The organism is Roseibium sp. AS2, from assembly GCF_038900065.1.
In the GTDB taxonomy this organism is placed as follows: domain Bacteria; phylum Pseudomonadota; class Alphaproteobacteria; order Rhizobiales; family Stappiaceae; genus Roseibium.
Map to the genome: position 1 here is coordinate 367,878 of NZ_JBBMQN010000001.1, position 19,949 is coordinate 387,826.

General features: G+C 62.2%; 16 protein-coding genes. 5 read left to right on the forward strand and 11 right to left on the reverse strand.

The window, feature by feature from the left end; all coding sequences use genetic code 11:
• Positions 1-153: 153 nt before the first annotated feature.
• The 4 genes from betI to WNZ15_RS01690 all read left to right on the forward strand — a co-directional run bounded on the left by betI (position 154) and on the right by WNZ15_RS01690 (position 5,416).
• Entirely contained in the window at positions 154-756 is a 603-nt protein-coding gene (gene betI / locus WNZ15_RS01675) for a transcriptional regulator BetI (RefSeq protein WP_342891194.1), read from the forward strand.
• 17 nt (positions 757-773) lie between these two features.
• Positions 774-2,432, forward strand: coding sequence for a choline dehydrogenase (gene betA, locus WNZ15_RS01680; protein ID WP_342891195.1), 1,659 nt, complete (start codon positions 774-776; stop codon positions 2,430-2,432).
• A gap of 71 nt (positions 2,433-2,503) precedes the next feature.
• Positions 2,504-3,967: a betaine-aldehyde dehydrogenase gene (gene betB, locus WNZ15_RS01685; protein ID WP_342891196.1), complete on the forward strand. Its 1,464-nt coding sequence runs from the start codon at positions 2,504-2,506 to the stop codon at positions 3,965-3,967.
• Between the two features lie 168 nt (positions 3,968-4,135).
• Positions 4,136-5,416 carry an adenylate/guanylate cyclase domain-containing protein gene (locus tag WNZ15_RS01690; protein WP_342891197.1) on the forward strand — a complete coding sequence of 427 codons (1,281 nt, stop codon included), beginning with the start codon at positions 4,136-4,138 and terminating at the stop codon, positions 5,414-5,416.
• A 112-nt stretch (positions 5,417-5,528) separates the two neighbouring features.
• Here the strand turns inward: WNZ15_RS01690 and WNZ15_RS01695 are convergent, their stop codons facing one another.
• The 10 genes from WNZ15_RS01695 to WNZ15_RS01740 all read right to left on the reverse strand — a co-directional run bounded on the left by WNZ15_RS01695 (position 5,529) and on the right by WNZ15_RS01740 (position 15,671).
• On the reverse strand, positions 5,529-5,744 hold the full coding sequence (locus tag WNZ15_RS01695) for a hemin uptake protein HemP (RefSeq protein WP_342891198.1): 216 nt from the start codon (positions 5,742-5,744) through the stop codon (positions 5,529-5,531).
• Between the two features lie 512 nt (positions 5,745-6,256).
• A complete protein-coding gene (locus tag WNZ15_RS01700; RefSeq protein WP_342891199.1) occupies positions 6,257-6,721 on the reverse strand; it encodes an Rrf2 family transcriptional regulator in 465 nt (154 codons plus the stop codon).
• 101 nt (positions 6,722-6,822) lie between these two features.
• The gene (locus WNZ15_RS01705; protein WP_342891200.1) at positions 6,823-8,436 is read right to left on the reverse strand and encodes a glycoside hydrolase family 43 protein; all 1,614 of its coding nucleotides are present in this window, start codon (positions 8,434-8,436) and stop codon (positions 6,823-6,825) included.
• A gap of 38 nt (positions 8,437-8,474) precedes the next feature.
• The gene (locus WNZ15_RS01710; RefSeq protein ID WP_342891201.1) at positions 8,475-9,539 is read right to left on the reverse strand and encodes a LacI family DNA-binding transcriptional regulator; all 1,065 of its coding nucleotides are present in this window, start codon (positions 9,537-9,539) and stop codon (positions 8,475-8,477) included.
• Positions 9,540-9,617: 78 nt separating this feature from the next.
• Positions 9,618-10,796, reverse strand: a complete 1,179-nt coding sequence (locus WNZ15_RS01715; protein WP_342891202.1) for an NAD(P)/FAD-dependent oxidoreductase — start codon at positions 10,794-10,796, stop codon at positions 9,618-9,620.
• A 246-nt stretch (positions 10,797-11,042) separates the two neighbouring features.
• The gene (locus WNZ15_RS01720) at positions 11,043-12,248 is read right to left on the reverse strand and encodes an ABC transporter substrate-binding protein (protein ID WP_342891203.1); all 1,206 of its coding nucleotides are present in this window, start codon (positions 12,246-12,248) and stop codon (positions 11,043-11,045) included.
• Positions 12,249-12,343: 95 nt separating this feature from the next.
• On the reverse strand, positions 12,344-13,309 hold the full coding sequence (locus WNZ15_RS01725; RefSeq protein WP_342891204.1) for a branched-chain amino acid ABC transporter permease: 966 nt from the start codon (positions 13,307-13,309) through the stop codon (positions 12,344-12,346).
• Between the two features lie 9 nt (positions 13,310-13,318).
• Positions 13,319-14,191 carry a branched-chain amino acid ABC transporter permease gene (locus WNZ15_RS01730; protein WP_342891205.1) on the reverse strand — a complete coding sequence of 291 codons (873 nt, stop codon included), beginning with the start codon at positions 14,189-14,191 and terminating at the stop codon, positions 13,319-13,321.
• A gap of 5 nt (positions 14,192-14,196) precedes the next feature.
• Positions 14,197-14,904, reverse strand: a complete 708-nt coding sequence (locus WNZ15_RS01735) for an ABC transporter ATP-binding protein (protein ID WP_342891206.1) — start codon at positions 14,902-14,904, stop codon at positions 14,197-14,199.
• Complete coding sequence (locus tag WNZ15_RS01740) at positions 14,901-15,671, reverse strand: ABC transporter ATP-binding protein (protein ID WP_342891207.1); 771 nt, start codon at positions 15,669-15,671, stop codon at positions 14,901-14,903. The genes WNZ15_RS01735 and WNZ15_RS01740 overlap by 4 nt, the downstream gene beginning before the upstream one ends.
• Positions 15,672-16,515: 844 nt before the next feature.
• Between WNZ15_RS01740 and WNZ15_RS01745 the strand changes: the two genes are divergently transcribed.
• Positions 16,516-18,594, forward strand: coding sequence for an EAL domain-containing protein (locus tag WNZ15_RS01745; RefSeq protein WP_342891208.1), 2,079 nt, complete (start codon positions 16,516-16,518; stop codon positions 18,592-18,594).
• On the opposite strand, the gene kynU is transcribed toward WNZ15_RS01745, so the two are convergent.
• Complete coding sequence (gene kynU / locus WNZ15_RS01750) at positions 18,587-19,807, reverse strand: kynureninase (RefSeq protein ID WP_342891209.1); 1,221 nt, start codon at positions 19,805-19,807, stop codon at positions 18,587-18,589. The two genes, WNZ15_RS01745 and kynU, sit on opposite strands and share 8 nt — an antisense overlap.
• Positions 19,808-19,949: the final 142 nt, after the last annotated feature.

Consider the following 19,949-nt stretch of genomic DNA (forward strand, 5'->3'; position numbering starts at 1 on the left):
AAGCTGCGGTGTCGGCGCACACGAAGTCCGCTCCGATCCTTGACCGGTAACCTGCCTAAGTTTGATCCAAACATCCACCGGAAAAATTTGCAAGTTTTCATTGATTGATTAATCAATTAAAAATAAGACACTCGGACTGTCCAGGAGATCGAAATGCCCAAAGTCGGAATGGAAGCGGAACGGCGGCGCAGTCTCATCGACGCGACGGTCGATGCGATTCATGAACGCGGTTACTCCGATGTGACGATGGCGCAGATCGCGAGGCGCGCGGGCGTGTCCGGCGGACTGGTGCATCATTATTTCGGCTCCAAGGATCAGCTTCTGGCGGCGACCATGCGTCATCTCCTGACGGAACTCGGCGGCGCCATACGAGACGGCCTTGTCAAGGCGGAGACGCCCCGCGAGCGCATTTCCGCGATCATCGCCGGCAATTTCGCCGTCGACCAGTTTCAGCCCGCGGTGATCGCCGCCTGGCTTGCCTTTTACGTCCAGTCACGCACGACGGCGGGCAACAGACGGCTGCTGCGGATCTATGCCGCCCGGCTTGCCTCCAATCTGACCCATAACCTGCTGTCGTTCCTGCCGCGTCCGGAAGCGCTGCGGGTCGCAGAAGGCACCGCGTCCATGATCGACGGCGTCTGGATCCGCCAGGCCCTCAGCGACGCCAGGACGGACCGGAATGCCGCCATCGCCATGGTCGAGGACTACGTCGAAACCCAGATTGCCGTGCATGTTGCGCGCAGTGTCAACGGCTGACCGCCCCGGAGTTCCAAATGAGCGACCAGTTCGATTTCATCATCGTCGGCGCCGGTTCGGCGGGATGTGCCATGGCCTACAGGCTCTCCGAGGATCCCGGCAACCGGGTGCTGCTGCTGGAATTCGGCGGCACCGATGCCGGACCGCTGATCCAGATGCCGGCGGCTCTCTCCTATCCGATGAACATGGCGCTCTACGACTGGGGCTACGAAAGCGAGCCGGAACCGCATCTGGGCGGCCGGCGCCTGGCAACCCCGCGCGGCAAGGTGATCGGCGGGTCCTCCTCGATCAACGGCATGGTCTATGTGCGTGGCCACGCCTGCGACTTCGACACCTGGGAAGACATGGGAGCGAGCGGCTGGGGCTTCCGCAATGTGCTGCCCTATTACAAGCGCATGGAGACCAGTCACGGCGGCCAGAGCGGCTGGCGCGGGACCGACGGCCCCCTGCACGTGCGCCGCGGCACCAAGTGGAACCCGCTGTTTCACGCTTTCAGGGACGCCGGTGCACAGGCCGGCTACGGCGTGACGGAAGACTATAACGGCGAACGCCAGGAAGGCTTCGGCGACATGGAGATGACGGTCCACAAGGGCCGCCGCTGGTCCACCGCCAACGCCTATCTGAAACCGGCGCTGAAGCGCGGCAACCTGACCCTGATCAAGGGCGCACTGGCCCGCAAGATCCTGATCGAGGACAAGCGTGCCGTCGGCGTGGAATTCGAGGCCGGCGGAGCGGTGCGCGAAATGCGGGCGGCGCGGGAGGTCATTCTGGCCGCTTCCTCGATCAACTCCCCGAAGATCCTGATGCAGTCCGGCATCGGGCCGGCGCAGGACCTGAGCGCTCTGGGCATCGACGTTGTCGCCGACAGGCCCGGCGTCGGCGCCAATCTGCAGGACCATCTGGAACTTTACCTGCAGCAGGCCTGCACCCAGCCGATCACGCTCTACAAGCACTGGAACCTATTCTCCAAGGCCCTGATCGGTGCGCAGTGGCTGTTCTTCAAACAGGGGCTCGGCGCTTCCAACCAGTTCGAGAGCTGCGCCTTCATCCGCTCGAAAGCGGGCATCAGATATCCGGACATCCAGTATCACTTCCTGCCGTTCGCGGTGCGCTACGACGGCCAGGCCGCCGCCGAAGGCCACGGGTTCCAGGCCCATGTCGGGCCGATGCGCTCCAGATCGCGCGGTCGGGTCCGGCTGACGTCCAGCGACCCGCGGGAAAAACCCTCGATCCTGTTCAATTACATGTCCCGCGACGAAGACTGGGAGGATTTCCGACGCTGCATCCGCCTGACGCGGGAGATCTTCGGCCAGGAAGCCTTTGCCGACTATCGCGGCAAGGAGATCCAGCCCGGCGCCCATGTCCAGAGCGACGAGGCCCTGAACGATTTCATCCGCGAGCATGTCGAAAGCGCCTATCACCCCTGTGGCACGTGCCGCATGGGGGCCCAGGACGACCCGATGGCGGTGGTCGATCCGCAGTGCCGGGTCATCGGCGTCGACGGCCTCCGGGTCGCGGACAGTTCGATCTTTCCGCAAATCACCAATGGCAATCTCAACGCCCCGTCGATTATGGTCGGCGAGAAGGCCTCGGATCACATTCTCGGCAAGGACCCACTGCCGGCCGCCAACCAGACACCCTGGATCCACCCGGACTGGCAAACCAGTCAGCGCTGAGGCCGGCTGAACGACAGCCTGGCCCAGATAAGACAAGACCGATCAGACACGATCAGCAGGAGCCACATCCCATGCGCGCCCAACCGCAAGCTTCCCATTTCGTCGGCGGCTCCTATCAGGAGAGCAGGGCCGGCACGCCCTTCGATTCCCTTTACCCGGCAACCGGAGAAGTGATCGCCCGGATCAACACGGCGGACGATGCCATCATTGAGGCCGCCGTGCAGGCCGCCACGGCTGGCCAGAAGATCTGGGCAGCGACACCTCCCGCCGAGCGCGGCCGGGTGTTACGCCGGGCAGCCGACATCCTGCGCCGGGACAACCACGCCCTGTCAGTCCTGGAAACGCTGGACACCGGCAAGCCGCTACAGGAAACGCTTGTCGCGGATGCAGCTTCTGGCGCGGATTGCCTCGAGTATTACGGTGGCCTTGCAGCGACGCTGACCGGCGAGCACATCGACCTCGGCGGTTCCTTCGCCTACACGAAGCGCGAGCCGCTGGGCATCTGTTTCGGCATTGGCGCGTGGAACTATCCGATCCAGATCGCCTGCTGGAAAGCGGCACCCGCGCTGGTGTGCGGCAACGCCATGATCTTCAAACCGTCCGAAGTCACCCCGCTCAGCGCGCTGAAGCTTGCCGAGGTCCTGAGCGAAGCGGGTCTGCCGGACGGCGTCTTCAATGTTCTTCAGGGCTTCGGCGATGTCGGCGCGAAGCTGGTCGCCCATCCGGCTATCGCCAAGGTGTCGCTGACCGGCTCCGTTCCGACCGGTGCCAAGGTCGCGGCCCTGGCCGGCGAGCACCTGAAAAAGACCACGCTGGAACTCGGCGGCAAGTCTCCCCTGATCGTGTTCGGGGACGCAGACGTCGATAATGCCGTCTCCGCGGCAATCAATGCCAATTTCTATTCCACCGGCCAGATCTGCTCCAACGGCACGCGCGTGTTCGTGCACACGGACATCAAGGAGGCGTTTCTCGCGCGTCTGGCCGAACGCACCTCCAAGGCCGTCCTGGGCGACCCGCTGGACGAGGCCACCAATATCGGTCCGCTGGTATCCAGGCAGCAGTTCGACAAGGTCATGCACTACATGCAGCTCGGCCAGCGCGAGGGCGCCCGGCTCGTGTGCGGCGGCAGTGCGGCCACGGTGGAAAGTTTCCCGGATGGCTACTTCGTGCAGCCGACCGTCTTTGCCGACGTCGGCGACGACATGCGCATTGCCCGGGAGGAGATCTTCGGGCCGGTCCTGAGCGTGCTCGATTTCACCGGGGAGGACGAAGTCGTCAGACGTGCCAACGACACGGAATTCGGTCTGGCGGCCGGGGTCTTCACCCGGGACATCCAGCGTGCCCACCGGGTGGTCGATGCCCTGCAGGCCGGCACCTGCTGGATCAACACCTACAATCTGACCCCGATCGAAATGCCCTTCGGCGGCTACAAGAAGTCCGGCATCGGCCGCGAGAACGGCCACGCGGCCATCGACTACTACAGTCAGGTAAAAAGCGTCTACGTGGAAATGGGCGGCGTCGAAGCGGCGTTCTGAGACGACAGGCTGGCTGAGGCGACAGGCCGGCGAACAGCACCGTCCGCTCCCGTGGCCCGGGAAATCCGCGCCTTGATTTTCCTCCCGGCCTTCAATGGCCCGGGGGTGGATTGAATTTCGGCCTCCGCGACCGAAATAAGGGGCCACGACACCCTTTCCGGAGCCTTCATGAAAACCACCCTCGATCCCGCCCCGCGCAGTTACGCTCCCCATGTCTATCTCGTGGACCGGTCCCAGCGTGGCAGGTCCTGCGCGCCTGAGCAGCAGGATTTCGAAGACGTCCGCAACTGGCTGCTGCACGAGGCGACCGGGTTCGACAGCGTCATGCTGATGTTCGAGGAATTCATGTGGCGTTGTCAGGCCGCCGGGCTCGGCATCGACCGGGCGAGCCTGCACATCGGCACGCTTCATCCCCGGGTGATCGGGTTTTCCTGGCTCTGGAACAGCCAGGACGGCTTCTGCGACGAGATTGCCGCGGACGCGGGTGCCATCAAACATGCAACCTTTACCCGCAACCCGCTCTTCAAGGTGATGGCGGAAGGACAGACCATAAAGGTGGATCTGGAGAGCGCCGAGGGCGCCGGGTCAGCCCCGCTGATGGGCGAACTGGCCGATCAGGGATACACCGTTTACGTGGCCTGGCCGCTGAGCTCCGCCGGAGCGATGCACAATGCGATGACCCTTGCCTCGACAAGGCCCGGAGGCTTCGCTCCGCAGTCAAGGGACCGGATTCGGGCACTGATCGACGTCTTCGCCCTTCATGTGGAGCGTCATATACTGCACCGGATCGCCAGCAATGTCGCCGACACCTATCTTGGCCCAATCGCCGGACAACGCGTTCTGGACGGCGAGATCCGGCGCGGCGACGGCGAGGCGATCGAAGCCGTCGTCTTCATTTCCGACATGCGCGGTTTCACGCAACTCGCCGACCGTTTGAGCGGACCGGAAGTCACAGCAATCCTGAATGCCTATTTCGACCGTGTCTCGGCGGCGGTGCTCGGCCATGGTGGCGATATCCTGAAATTCATGGGAGATGGCCTGCTCGCGGTCTTCGACGAAAAATCCCTCGGGGTATCTGCCGCCGCGGATGCCGCCCTGGGAGCATCAAAGGTCGCACTGGCCGCGATCGACGCGCTGAACGAGGCACCGCCGGACGGTCTTCCGGATCCGGCACTCTGGCACCCGGTCAGGATCGGCATCGGACTGCATCGCGGAGAAGTCTTTTTCGGAAATGTCGGCGGGGAGGAAAGACTTGATTTCACGGTGATCGGCCGCGCCGTCAACGAAACCAGCCGTGTGGAGTCCCTGTGCAAGCCCCTCGGTCGCGAGCTGCTGATGACGGAACTGGTTCGCGCGTCCCTGTCGGAGGATCTTGTGACCGGCCTCAACGCGATGGGCGAGCACGCCCTGCGCGGCGTCGGCAAACCGGTGGCGATTTTCGCCGCCTGAGGTCACCACCTGTCAGCACGCCTGAGGATCTGACAGCCGGCAAGGCAGAACCCGGGCGCAGCAACGAGCCTCCCGCCGCACCGGCAATGCACAGGGCGAGAGGCCGGGCGCATCACTTCGTCAGAATCAGCTTGCCCTGTTTGGTGATCGACAGGCGGTAGGTTTCTTCATTGTGCCGGATCTGGATCTGACGCTGACCGCTGAACAGCTCACGAGTGTTGTAGTCCGATTTCTGTTCACGCACCGGCTTTGCGGCAAGCATGCCGCGCTCGCGGCCTGCGATGCCCAGGGAGAGGCGGTTCTTCTGGCTGTTGGCAGTCAAAGTCATGGCGCGCTTTCGGTCCTTGGCCTTTATCTGCGTCGCCCGGACCGGCTGAAAACCGGCCCTTCGGGGCGGGACGCGTGAACATCGTGACTTAAAGATGAGTATCAAACTCAACTTTATACTTGACACTCATACTCAAGTTTTTTTATCAAGGCAATGCCTGATCGAAACCGAACCGGAAATCGCGTCCTCTGGTTCCGGAAGAGACAGGCCCTCCGGGCAACCGGCGGAAAAAATGCCAGGCCAGCCAACCGCCCTCTCCTCTCCCTCAGCGGCCAGCCAGCCCGGCCTTTTGCCTTCCGGATCGCAACCGCGATCTTCCCCTTACAATCTTTCCGGTGTTTCTCCAGGACAAGCCCAGCGCCGCCGTGCCTCACCTCGCCGCGTCGTGCTCGAAGATGGCGCTTCAAGGGAAAGACGCCTGTGACTGAGCGCCATATGTATCCAACCACGGTACATACGAAAAAGGCGCCGACCGGACGGTGGCGCCTTCAGAAAGTCAATTCAGTGCCGGATTAAGCGTTGGCGACGATCGGCGTCTTGCCCGCATCGATCTTCAGGAGATCGCGCATGCCGAACCGGTCTTCCGACAGATCGGCGATCGACTTGCCATCGAGAATCTCCATGAAGGCTTCGAGCGCTTCGTGCAGGAGACCGTTGAAGCCGCAGGACATGATCAGCGGACAATCCTTGCGGCCCGAATCGAAACACTCGGCCAGCAGGAAACTCTCTTCAGCCGCCCGCACGACTTCACCGACAGAGATCTGCTCCGCCGGACGGGCTAGCATCACGCCACCGTTGCGACCGCGGATGGTCCTGATCAGGTTGGCGTCGACCAGCACCTTCATGATCTTGAACAGGTGTGTTTCAGACATATCAAAGCTGGCCGCGATCTCCGCGACCTTGCTTGGTTTGTCCGGGTTGACGGCGCAATACATCAGCGCGCGTACGGCATAGTTGGTCTGTTGTGTCAAACGCATGCGTTAGATATGAGGCGCGCTGCCCGAAAGGTCAATTCAAAATTTGAATGTTTCAGGCCACTTTTAGCAAAAGAGACCCGAAACCGTGCGGTATCGGCCGCCTATGTCAGGTTCCGATAGCTGAAATAGTCGAAATCCGCAGGTCTTGCCCGCCCTGACATGTCCATGGCAAGCATGCCGACGAAAGCACCGGTGAAATTTCCGTGCGCGCCACGGCCCGACGCTTCATCGGCCAGAACCGTCGCATCGAAGGCCGGGCCGATGCGTTGCCAGTCCGTACCTTCCGTCCTGAACCAGAAGCGCAGCGCCATGTCCTCGACCGTCACCTTCATGGCGACAGGTCCGCTTTCCGGTATCCGGACAGGCGCGTCCAGGGGCTCCTGCATGTTGGCATCCGGAGCGCCCCCCGGAAAACTGTACAGCGTCAACACACGGCCCAGGTCGTCGTCGCCGGCAATGGCGAGACAATAGAACTGGCAGCGCCCGTAGTAGGCGATCAGCCCGGCCGCCTGCTGGATGGTGTCCGGCTGGAAGTCGACCAGCGTTTCGGCCTCGTAGCCGTAATGTGTCTGGCGCCGGGCGACGAGCGCCTGCTCGAAACAGCTGCCGATGGATTCTCGGCCATACAGCCGGAGATGTCCCGGGCGCCCGGTCAGGGAAAACAGCCGCTCCGGATAGGGCGTCCGCAGCCACTGGAAGACCGGCGGCAGATCGGCGGTGTCGAAGTCATGGCGCACGGGGTCTTCGGGAAACGGGTGCGCGGGCAGATCCGGCCCGTCGACCTCCAGCTCCGGCGCCATGCCGCCGGCGGCAAGCCGCAACCAGCCGTCCGCGTCCCAGGCGCATTTCTGGATCGCGGCTTCCCGGCCCATCTGGCAGCGGTTCTGGCCGAGACGCGGGCGGCCCATCAGATGCACCATGTAGGTCTCGCCGGTCCGGGTCTCGACGATATCGCCATGCCCCGCCCTCTGGACCGGATTGTCGGGGTCGAACCGCGAGGTGACCACATGGGCGTCCGGATGCAGCTCATACGGTCCGTCCAGCTGGCGCGACCGGGCCAGGGTCACCGCGTGATCGTAGCCCGTCCCGCCTTCCGCCGTCAGAAGATAGTACCAGCCGTCACGCTTGTAGACATGTGGCCCCTCTGTCAGACCGAGGGGCGTGCCCTTGAAGATGTTGCTGATCGGCCCGGTGAGCCTTTCCCCGACCGGGTCATACTCCTGCAAGGCGATGCCGGTGAAGGAATTGAAGCCGGCCCGGTGATCCCAGATCATGTTGAGAAACCATTTGCGGCCGTCGTCGTCATGAAACAGCGAGGGATCGAACCCGGAGGAGTTGGCGTAGACCGGGTCGGACCACGGGCCTTCGATGGCAGGTGCCGTCACGATATAGTTGTGCGCGTCCTTGAACGAGCCGTCCTTGCGCTTCACATCCGTGTAAACCAGCCAGAATCGACCGTCGGCATGGGTCAGGCAGGGGGCCCAGATGCCGCAGGAATCCGGATTTCCGCGCATGTCGAGCTGTTCCGGGCGGGTCAGGGGCCGCGTCACCAGACGCCAGTGTTTCAAGTCTTTCGAATGATGGATCTGGACGCCGGGGAACCACTCGAACGTGGAGGTCGCGATGTAGTAATCGTCGCCCACCCTGCAGATGGAGGGATCGGGATTGAACCCCGGCAGAATGGGGTTGGTAATTTTCTGAGGTGCGTTACTCATCTTAGGCCTCCCAAGCGTCCTCTCCGGCATTTCTTTTCTTAACTGGCTGGCTGCGGCGCACTCTGGTCGGTGTCGTCCGGCAGATTGTCCTTCACGAAGACATCGATGCCGATCCGCTCCTGCCCCTCGATGATCGGCATCTTGTCACAAAGCGCCTTCAGGATGCGGATGGCACTGCGGATCTCGTGGCCGGGATCCTGGGCGATCACCGCATCGAGCACAGAGGCCTGGAGCGCCTCGCGTGTGTACGGGGTGAGTTCATGCCCGACAAAGACGATCTCTGACGCGCGCCCGGAGGCCGTCAGCGCGGCGATCGTGCCGCGGTTGCCCGCGCCTATATTATAAAGACCGGCAAGGTCCGGATGCTCGGCGATGATCTTGCCGACGACGTCCTTGTTGCGGGAGTTGTCGTCCCGGCCTTCCCGGACCTTGAGCAATTGCAGATGCGGAAAGTCCTGTTCGATCACCTCCCGGAAGCCGTCATGGCGCTCCGCGTGGTCGCGCAGGCCCAGGGATCCGGCAAGCACGCCGACCTTCGCAGGACTTGCGGGCAGGAACCGCCCGAGGAGCCGGCCGGCGGTGCGGCCAGCGGCCATGTTGTCGATGCCGACAAAGTGCTGCCGCGCGGAGGCGGGGTGATCGGAGACGAGGGTGACCACCGGGACGCCGCGGTCCTGAAGCCGGTCGATGGACGCGCGCACCTCCGGGAAGGCCGGCGCCACAACGGCGACGCCGTCGCAGACAGACGGATCCAGCAGCGCCAGCGTGCCGGCGACCCGGTGGCCGTCAAAGGCGTCGATCGGTTCCACATGAACATGCATGCGGTCACCGCTCATGGAGCGCGCATGGGACAACGCCTCGCGGGTCAGGTCCTCCATGAAGGCGTTCGGGCCGTTGGGAATGAGAAAATGGAACCGGTAAAGCCGCTTCTTGGCGAGGCCGGCGGCGAAGACATCCGGCTTGTAATCCAGCGTCGCGACCGCGCGGTTGACCTTCTCGATCGTGGTCTTGCGCACCCCGGGCCGGCCATTGAGCACCCGGTCGACCGTGGCCAGACTGACACCGGCCGCATCGGCCACATCGTGGATCGTTACTCGCTTCATTCGGCCCCCTGTTCGGCGCCAGTATAGCGGCGAATGAGGAACGGTCATCAAGAAATGCGGCGGTGCCCTGCTCAGCCGTCAGACGAACTGCCCGGCCGCATGCCCCGAGGACCAGGCCCACTGGAAATTGAAGCCGCCGAGATGGCCTGTGACATCGACGGTCTCGCCAATGAAATAGAGCCCGGGAACCTTCGCGCTTTCCATGGTCTTCGACGACAGTTCCCTGGTGTCAACGCCGCCGAGCGTGACCTCCGCCGTGCGGTAGCCCTCGGTGCCGACCGGCGTCAGCTGCCAGCGATTGAGCTGGTCGCCCGCCCGGCGCAGCACCTTGTCGGACTGGTCGGCGAGGCGTCCCTTCAGCGAGAAGGCTCCGGACAATTCGTCGGCGAGACGATTGGGCAGAAACTGACCGAGCGCGGTTTTCAGATCCTGCTTCGGATTGTCCTGCCGCGCCCGGCGCAGGGCGTCGAAGACCTCCGTACCCGGTGTCAGATTCACCGAGATCGGCCGGCCTTCCTGCCAGTAGGAGGAGATCTGCAGAACGGACGGTCCGGACAGGCCCCGATGGGTGAACAGCAGTCCTTCCCGGAAGAGGGTCTTTTGAAAAGACACCTCGGCATCCACCGACACGCCGGACAGGCGGCCACAGAGTTCCTTGTTGGCGTCGGAAAAGGTCAACGGCACCAGCGCTGCACGCGGCGCGATGACGTCAAGACCGAACCGCCTGGCAAGATCGTAACCGAAGCCGGTCGCGCCCATTTTCGGGATCGACGGACCACCGGTCGCCACCACCAGCGAGGCAGCCCGAAGCGGCCCTTTGGACGTTGACACGGAAAACCGCTCGTCGGGCTTTTCGACCGCCTTGATGTCCGTTTCCAGTTGCAGAGTGCCGCCGGCGGCGTCCAGATCCGACAGCAGCATGCGGATGATGTCCTTCGCGCTGTCGTCGCAAAAAAGCTGACCGAGTGTCTTTTCGTGCCAGGGGATGCGGTGCTTTTCGACAAGGCCCAGAAAATCCTGCTGGGTGTAACGCTTCAGCGCGGACACGCAGAACCGCGGGTTCTGCGACAGAAAATTAGCCGGCGAACAATGGATATTTGTGAAGTTGCAGCGGCCACCTCCGGAGATGCGGATCTTCTCCGCCGGCTTGGCGGCATGGTCGATCACGAGCACCTTGCGCCCGCGCTTGGCCGCCTCAATGGCACACATCAGCCCGGCCGCGCCACCGCCGAGAACAAGAACATCCAGATCACGCATGGCGGGCTTATACACGGGTTGGCCGGCAGGGGTAAGGAAAGTTGGCCGCAACGCCCTTCCGGCGTGTCATCACCCCGGTTGAGCGCACAGAGAGGCTGCGCACCGCCGTCTCGCCAGTTCCTGCGGACAAGCGAGACGCACATCGAACGCCGAACCGGACTGGCATCGCGGTAATCGTTCCTGAAAACAAAACCGGCGGCTCTTTCGAACCGCCGGCTTCAAACGCGCATTCTTCAATTGAAGAACTTATTTCATTTCCAGGATGACCTCGTAGCCATCGGCACCAACTTCCCACAGGGCATAGGTGCCCGGAACGTCGCCCTTGGCGTCGAAGTTGTGGTCACCGGCGGCGCCCTTGTAGTCGATGGCGGTACCGGCCGCGATCAGTTCCTTGGCCTTCTTCCACTCGCCCGGACGGATGGTTTCGCCCTTGCCGTCGGAGATTTCGACCATGGCGGCCGCGACACCGTCCTTGGCGCCGCCCGCCTTCTCGATGGCGAGCGCCAACATGAAGGCAGCGTCATAGGACGTGGTTGCGAAGATCGCATCCGGATCGCCGCCAATGCCCTTGAAGGCTTCGTTGAACATGTCCAGGGACTCGGACTGTTCGCCGACCGGGGACGATGCCACGAATGCGGCAAGGTTTTCCGCGCCCAGTTCGTTGATGACCGCGTCGGACTTCATGCCGTCGCCGCCGACGAATTTCTCGAAGAAGCCGTTTTCCAGAGCCTGACGCAGGATGGTCAGCCCGGTGCCGTCACCGTAATCGAAGATGACCAGGGTGTCCGCGCCACCCTTGGCGAGTTCCGCCAGGTTTGAACGGTAGGATGCCTTGCCTTCTTCATGAGCTGCAAACTGGGTGATCTCGCCGCCCAGCGCATCGACATATTCCGCCTTGAACGCGTTGGCGAGACCGGTGCCGTAGTCGTTGTTGAGATAGGCGACCGCCACCTTGCCGTAGCCCTGATCTTTCAGGGTGCGTGCCAGGGCGCGGCCCTGATAGTCGTCGGACGGCACGGTGCGGAACACGGTGCCCTTGTCTTCCAGATTGGAGATTTCCGGAGACGTGCCCGACGGCGTGATCAGCGTGATGCCGGCCGGGATGGTCACGGACCCGGCCGCTGCCAGAACGGCGCCGGAGCAATGCGGGCCGACGATGCCGACGACACCCTCGATGTTGACGGCCTTGGTGGCCGCATCCGTGCCGTTCTGCGGATTGCAGGCACTGTCGCCGACAACGCCGACGAGCTTTTCATCGGCGCCGATACCGCCCTGCTCGTTGACCTGCTGGACCGCAAGCTGGGCGGAGTCGATCATCGCCGGTGCCATGGCCGCGATCGGGCCGGAGACGCCGCCGAGCAGGCCGATCTTGACGTCCGCCAGGGCCGGTGCGGATGCCAGCGCGGTTGCCGTCATCAGGCCGGCCGTGAGCGCGAGAATCTTGGTTTTCATAACAGTACCTCCTCAATTATCCGGTCTTTGCCGGGTCTTTGGATTTTCCGGGCGAGACACCTGAGGGATCACGTGTCTGCCTGAGGGAACGGGCCTTACGGTTGGTCCGCACCGGATCGTGTCGTCCGCTGGTCGCCCCTGAGGGGCTCCGGCAAGAGCCCTTCCGGCCGGAACCGCAGCACCAGCTGCAGCATGAGGCCGATCAGGAACAGGCGGATGTATTTTGCCTGAACCGCATATTCATGCGGAAGGCGGTCCGTTGCAATCTCTGAAACAGACCAAATGATCCAGACAACAGCGGCGCCCAGGATCGCGCCCCGGTTGTTGCCCGATCCGCCCAGGATCAGCATGATCCAGACGAGGAAGGTCGCCACCATCGGGTCGATGGCTTCGGGCGTGATCGAGCGGTTGAAATGGGCGAACAGCGCGCCGCCCAGTCCCATCAGCGCCGAGCCGAAGATGAAGGCTTCCAGACGCCGGAACTCGACATCCTTGCCCATCGCCATGGCGGCATCCTCGTTGTCGCGGATCGCCCGCATCATCCGGCCCCAGGGCGCGTTGAACTGACGCTCGACCAGCAGATAGGCGACGATCAGGATCACGAGCACGATCGCCAGATAGGCGATCTGCGATTCCATGTAGCCGATGTCGCCGGCCGGCCGGGGAATGCCGGAAATGCCACGCGCGCCATTGGTGAGCGCGGGTTCCGACTTGATCACCAGCCGGATGATCTCGGCGATGCCGATGGAGGCGATCGCAAGATAGTCAGATCGGAACCGCAGACAGATCTTGCCGATCGGCCAGGCGACCAGCGCGGCCGCCGCCATCGCCCCGAGCAGGCCGATCAGGAAATGCAGGTCGAACCCGCCGATGCGGCCGGGATCGGCCGGTGTCGTCAGGATCGCGGACGTGTAGGCACCGATGGCGAAGAAGCCGGCGATGCCTGCATTGAAGAGGCCGGCAAAGCCCCACTGGATGTTGAGACCGAGCACCAGCAGCGCATAGATGCCGATGAAGATCGCCATGAAGAGGGCGTAATTGACAAGTCCCAGAAATTCCATGGTGCCCCCTTACAGAACCTTGCCCTTGAGCAGCCCGGTCGGGCGCACAAGCAGCATGAACAGCAAAATGGCGAAGGCCATCGCCGCCTTGTATTCGCTCGGGATCACCAGAACCGACAGTTCCTCGGCGATGCCGACGATCAGGCCACCCAGAACAGCCCCCTCGACCCGGCCGACACCTCCCAGAATGGCGGCGGCGAACATGGGCAGCAGCATGTGCCAGCCCATCATGGATTTCAGCTCGGTATTGAACCCCAGGAAGAAGCCCGACGCCGCGCACAGGCCACCGGCGATCACCCAGGTCAGCATGACGACCTTCTTGTTGTCGATGCCCGACAGCAGTGCCAGATTCGGATTGTCCGACATGGCCCGCATCGCCTTGCCCCATTTGGACCGGGTCAGGAAGACCTGCAGCCCCCCCACCAGGAGCACCATGGCAACGACCGTGTAGATTTCCCGGTCGCGGATGCGCAGCCCGAAATAGTCTTCAGGCCGGACAATGCCGCGGGTGTAGGTCTGGGTGTCGACGCCCCAGACGACCTGGATGACGGAGCGCACCATCAGGGCAATGCCGAGGGACGCCATCACGGTCACGATCTTGGGCCGCTCGCGCAGGTGCTCGTAGAACACCTTGTCGATGCCGACGGCGACAGCCGCGGTGCCCAATATCGCGATGGGCAGGGCCAGCAGCGGCGAGATCCCCAGTGCCGTGACCGCGGCCAGGGCGATGAACGCACCGAGCGTCGCCAGGTCGCCATGGGCCAGATGCGCATAGCGCAGGATGGCGAAGATCAGCGTGATCCCGACCGCGCCCAGGGCATAGATGGACCCGAGCACGATGCCGGGGATGACATAGAAATTCAGGAGTTCGAAAAGTTCCATCCCGTTCAGCCCCCCAGAAACATATCGGCAACTTCACGGTCGGCGAGCAAATCCGCGCCCGTGCCTTCGTGACGGTTCTTTCCGGCGGCAAGCACATAGCCCCGGTCGGAAAAGGCAAGCGCCTGCTTGGCGTGCTGCTCGACCAGAATGATGGCGACACCGGCATCGCGCACATCCCGGCAGATCTGGAAGATCTGTTCCATGTATTTCGGCGACAGGCCCGCGGTCGGTTCATCCAGCAACAGCAGCTTGGGATCGAGCATCAGGGCCCGTCCCATGGCCACCATCTGGCGCTGGCCGCCCGAGAGGCTTCCGGCCGGCGTGCGGCGACGTTCCTTCAGATCCGGGAACAGCGTGTAGACACGCTCATAGGCCGCGGTCAGGTCGCCCTGTTTCAAAAACCCGCCCATTTCAAGATTTTCGTGGATCGACATTTCCCGAAAGATGTTGTCGACCTGGGGCACGTAGCAGATGCCCCGCTGAACGATGCGGTTCGGAGCCCAGCGGGTGATGTCGTCGCCATCGAAAAGCATCCTGCCGCCACGGATGGTCAGGAGACCGAAGACGGATTTCATGGCCGTGGACTTGCCGGCTCCGTTCGGGCCGACAATGGCGACGATTTCATCCGGATCCACATGCAGGGACACATCCTGCAGGATGTCCGCTTCACCATAGCCGCCGGTCAGGTTTTCCATCGACAGAAGGGCACTCATGCGGTGGCCCCCATGGTTTCACCCAGATAGGCTTCAAGGACTTGCGGATTGGAGCGCACGGTCTGAAAATCGCCTTCGACGAGCACTCGGCCTTCGGCCATGCAGATCACCGGCGCGCACAGTTTCTCGATCATTTCCATGTCGTGTTCAATGAGGATGAAGGTGTAGCCGCGCTCCTTGTTGAGGATCGCGATCTTGGTTTCCAGCTTGCGCAGCAGCGTCCGGTTGACCCCGGCGGCCGGTTCATCCAGCAGGACGAGCCTGGCGTCCGTCATCATCGTGCGGCCGAGTTCCAGAAGCTTCTTCTGGCCGCCCGAGAGATTGCCTGCGCGCTCGTGCGCCACATGCGTCAGTTCCAGAAACTCGAGAGTCTCGTAAGCCCTGGTCTCGATATCACGCTCGACCGAAGTCACGCGTCTCCAGGCCAGCCAGTTGGAGAAAAGGCGCTCCCCCGGCTGGGACGGCGGCACCATCATCAGGTTTTCCAGCGCGGTCAGCTTGTGGAATTCGTGCGGTATCTGAAATGTGCGCACCAGGCCCTTGTGAAACAGCTGGTGACTGGCCAGCGCGGTCACATCCTGCCCCAGGAACCTGATCGTACCGCTGGTAGGTTGCAACGCCCCTGCAATCAGGTTGAACAGCGTTGTCTTTCCGGCGCCGTTCGGGCCGATCAGTCCGGTGATACTGCCTTCCTCGACGCCGAACGAGCAGCCATTCACTGCCCGGAACCCGCTGAAATCCATTACGAGCTCATCAAGCTCCAGCATTCACTCTCCTCGCCGCCCCCAACGGTCTTTCTTATTGCCCTTGACCGCGCAATTCAGAGCGCTTCAGACCTCATTCTCCGGGTCCATTGCGCTGCGAATTTCAAAGCGGGCACGACAGGCCCGCTCCGGCGCGGCATCAAACCTTCTAACTTCATTGGCGGCGCAATCAACTCATAATGTCCCCGTTCCACCGCAGAAAGGGCAAGATTTTCCAGATTTCTCAAATCAAGGGAACGAGCAATCTCCTGTCCGGTGCGAGAAAACGCCTCGGCTGTTTCATGAAGGGGGCAACATCATCAGCTTGCCCGCAACTGGCTTGAAAAAGTGCATCGCCAGGGTGACGCCAGACGCGTGTCGCCGGTCGATGCGGTGTACCGGACAAGACGCGCAACGCAGCCCGAAAGGCCTGCAAGCGAGGCCATCAGATTTATCGTAACCAACACTCTTTGGAATTACCTTTCGGGAAGGCGAAGGTGGAGCGAAGCAACGACGCAGAACTTCTGCGTGAAACAGACCCGGGAGGGCCATGTTTCTTCCCGCCGAAATTTGTCTGAAATCAATGATCTTTAACGCTCCCGCGGCAATATATCCCGACGAATATTATTCATTTTCTGTCATCGGTAAATTTCTATGGGTAATTTATCTTTTTCCGGCACTCGTTATTTAAAAAATACAACCCATTGCAATCCTTGCCAAGGTTCAGAGATATTATATTTATTTTAAATTGATCGGCATATTCTTGTTCACTACACTTGCGGAAGGTAGCGAACCAGAATACCTGCTTCGGAACTTCGTTGGACGTTGCGGCTGCTTATACGCATCGTGGAGAACAACACGGACATCCATGCCAGACCGTTCGGAGAAAATACCAATCGCTGCCGGGATACCAGATATCCAGTCGCTCGACATCGCCGAAGGCAGGATCGATCAGGACCTGCTGTTCTCGATATTCGACCGCCTGGATACAGGGGTCTGGATTTTCGATTTCGATGAAAAGCGGATCTTGTGGGCGAACCGGAAAGCCCTGGAGTTCACCGATGCGGCCTCCGTGGAAGAGCTGCAATCGCGTGACATGGGCGCCGACATGTCCCATTCGGTCGATCAGCGGCTGCGCCAGTACCAGCAGGACTTCTGCAAACACGACGTGAGTTTCTCCGAAATCTGGACGCTCTATCCGAAAGGCAAGGCCCAGGTTCTGCAGGTGGTCATGAGCGGCATCCGGCTGAAGGACGGACGGATGGCGCTTCTGTGCGAAGGCCGGCCGCATCACGAGCAGCAGCCGGAGACCCTGCGAAGCGCCGAAGCCCTGATGCACACCAGCGTGATGATTTCGCTGTTCTCGCAAGACGGCAAACCGCTTTACCGGAACACCGCCTCCCGGGCCGCCTGTTCCGCGCCGGAGGCTCCGTTCGAAGACCAGTTCGTCGATCGCAAGGATGCGCGCAGACTGCTCGACCACCTGAAGCGCGGCCGTACATCCGGCCTGGTCGCCCATGTCTCTACAACCGTGGGCCGACGCTGGCACGAATTGACGATACGCGCTTGCCATGATGCCGTTACGAGCCAGCCCGCCTATCTGGTCAGTGAAATCGACGTCACTGAATTGCACCAGACCAAGGAGCGCGCGCAATATCTGGCCAGCCACGACACCCTGACCGGCCTGTCCAACCGCACCTATCTGAAGGAACGCGTGGACCAGGTCCTGCAAACGGCGGACGACCAGAACAACAGGGCGACGCTCTATCTGATCGATCTGGATGATTTCAAGATCGTCAACGACTCGCTGGGGCATGCCGCCGGCGACGGTTTGCTGCAGCTTGTCGCGAAAAAACTCGGGGACCTCACCGGCCCGGACGATATCGTCGCGCGGCTGGGCGGAGACGAGTTCCTGATCTGCCATCTCGAACAGCCGGGGGGGCGCGGCCCCGACTGGTTCGGGCAAGAACTGCTGGCGGCCTTCGCCACTCCTCAGCTCATCGAAGGCAAACCGCGACAAGTCGGGCTCAGCATCGGCTATACCCAGTATCCGGAAGACGGTGACGGTATCGACCAGTTGATGCGTCACGCCGACCTCGCCCTGTACCAGGCAAAGACCGGCACCAAGAACCAATGCGTGCGCTTCCAGGAGAGCATGCGGCTGTTGCGCGACGAGCATCACGCCATCAAGAAGGATCTGGAAAACGCCGTCGTCGACAACGAGTTTGTGCTCTATTATCAGCCGATCGCCTGCACGGAGACCGGGCAGGTTATCGGCGCCGAAGCACTGATCCGCTGGTTTCACCCGGAAAAAGGCCTGATCCCTCCGGACGAATTCATCCCGATCGCCGAGGATACCGGTCTTATCAACGACATCGGTCTCTGGGTCAGCGGCAAGGTCGCCGCGATGCAGGCGCATCTTAAAGATCTTGGTCAATCCGTGCCGCTGTCGATGAACGTGTCTCCCCGGCAGCTGTCCGATCCCAATTTCGTGACGCGGATGCGCTCCCTTCCGGAATTGAGCGGATGCGCCCCGGACAAGATTTCGCTGGAAATCACCGAGAGTGTGCTTCTGGGCGACATTCCTCACGCGCTTGGAACGCTGTCGTCTCTCAAACAAGCCGGCTACCGCATCGTCATCGACGATTTCGGCACCGGCTATTCAAACCTTGCCTATCTGCACAATTATCCGATCGACGGCATCAAGATCGACCGGATGTTCATGGACGACATCGCCTCCGGGGGGGCGATCGTCAAATTGATCCTGTCGCTGGCTTCGGCTCTCGGTGCGGATGTCGTCGCCGAAGGCGTCGAGACCGTGGATCAGCGCGCCTGGCTGTCGGACAACGGCTGTCACCGGTTCCAGGGTTATCTCTATTCCAGGCCGGTTCCGGAAGACCGCTTCCTGGCCATGCTGGAGGATCAGACCAAGGCCGCCGCTAGGTGACCTTGGCGCGGGCCCTGAATTCAGGCCTGTTCCAGCTTTGTGTTTCCAGAATGTCCCGCAGGATCTCCACCGCCTCGACAATGTCGCGATGCGACAGGTACAACGGCGTGAAGCCGAAACGCATGACGTCCGGCGCCCTGAAATCCCCGATCACTCCTCTGGCGATGAGCGCCTGCATCACTGCATAACCGTCTTCAAAACGGAACGACACCTGGCTTCCGCGTGCCTCCGGATCGCGGGGGCTGGCCAGTTGAAGCTGCGGGCATTTCGCCTCGACTTCGGTGATGAACAATTCACTGAGCGAGACCGATTTCCGGCGTATGTCCGCCATGTCGACATCATCAAACACGTCCAGGGCCGCATGCAGGGCGGACAGCGCCAGGATCGCGGGCGTACCGACGGTCATGCGGCTGATGCCGGTCACCGGCCGGTAGTCAAGATCGAACGCAAATGGCGCCTCGTGTCCCATCCAGCCGGTCAGCGGCGAGGTCACCCTGCCCTGAAGGTCCGGTGCCACATACAGAAACGCCGGCGCGCCCGGACCGCCATTCAGATACTTGTAGCCGCAGCCGACCGCGAAATCGGCCCTGGCTCCGGTCAGATCCACCGGAAGGGCGCCGGCGGAATGGGCCAGGTCCCAGATGGCAAGGGCACCGGCCTCGTGCGCGCGGCGGGTCAGGTCCGCCATGTCGTGAACGCGTCCGGTCCGGTAATCGACCTGGGTCAGCATGACAGCGGCGACCTCGGCTGTGATCGACGCCCCGACGTCTTGCGGATCCACGATCCTCAACTCGTGGCCCTTGTCCAGAAGCAGTTTCAGTCCGGAGGCGACATAAAGGTCGGTGGGGAAGTTGCCGTTGTCCGACAGGATGACCTTGCGCTCCGGCCGCAGCGACAGCGCCGCGGACAGGACCTTGAAGACGTTGACCGACGTGCTGTCGCACGCCACCACGCTGCCGGCAGGCGCGCCGATCAGACGGGCGATTCGGTCGCCCGTGCGCGCCGGCAGGTCGATCCAGCTGTGGGTGTTCCAGGCCCTGATCAGGCTGGTGCCCCATTCTCCGCTGATCACTTCGGCGATCCGGTCGGGAACATGTTTCGGCAACACCCCGAGCGAATTTCCATCCAGATAAATCACCCCCTCGGGAAGCTGGAACGCCTCCTTCTTGGATGCCAGGACATCTGTCAGGTCTGCCGGGTGCCGGTCGGTCATTGAAGGCTCGTTTGTCTTGGTGCTGCGATTGAAAGGAGGCCGCACGCTATCAAAGCGGAATTCCGCAAACAACCGTTTGCGCGAACCGTTCTGCCGCGCATCAACAGCAACGGAGACCACCTGTTTCGGAAGAATGTCGCAA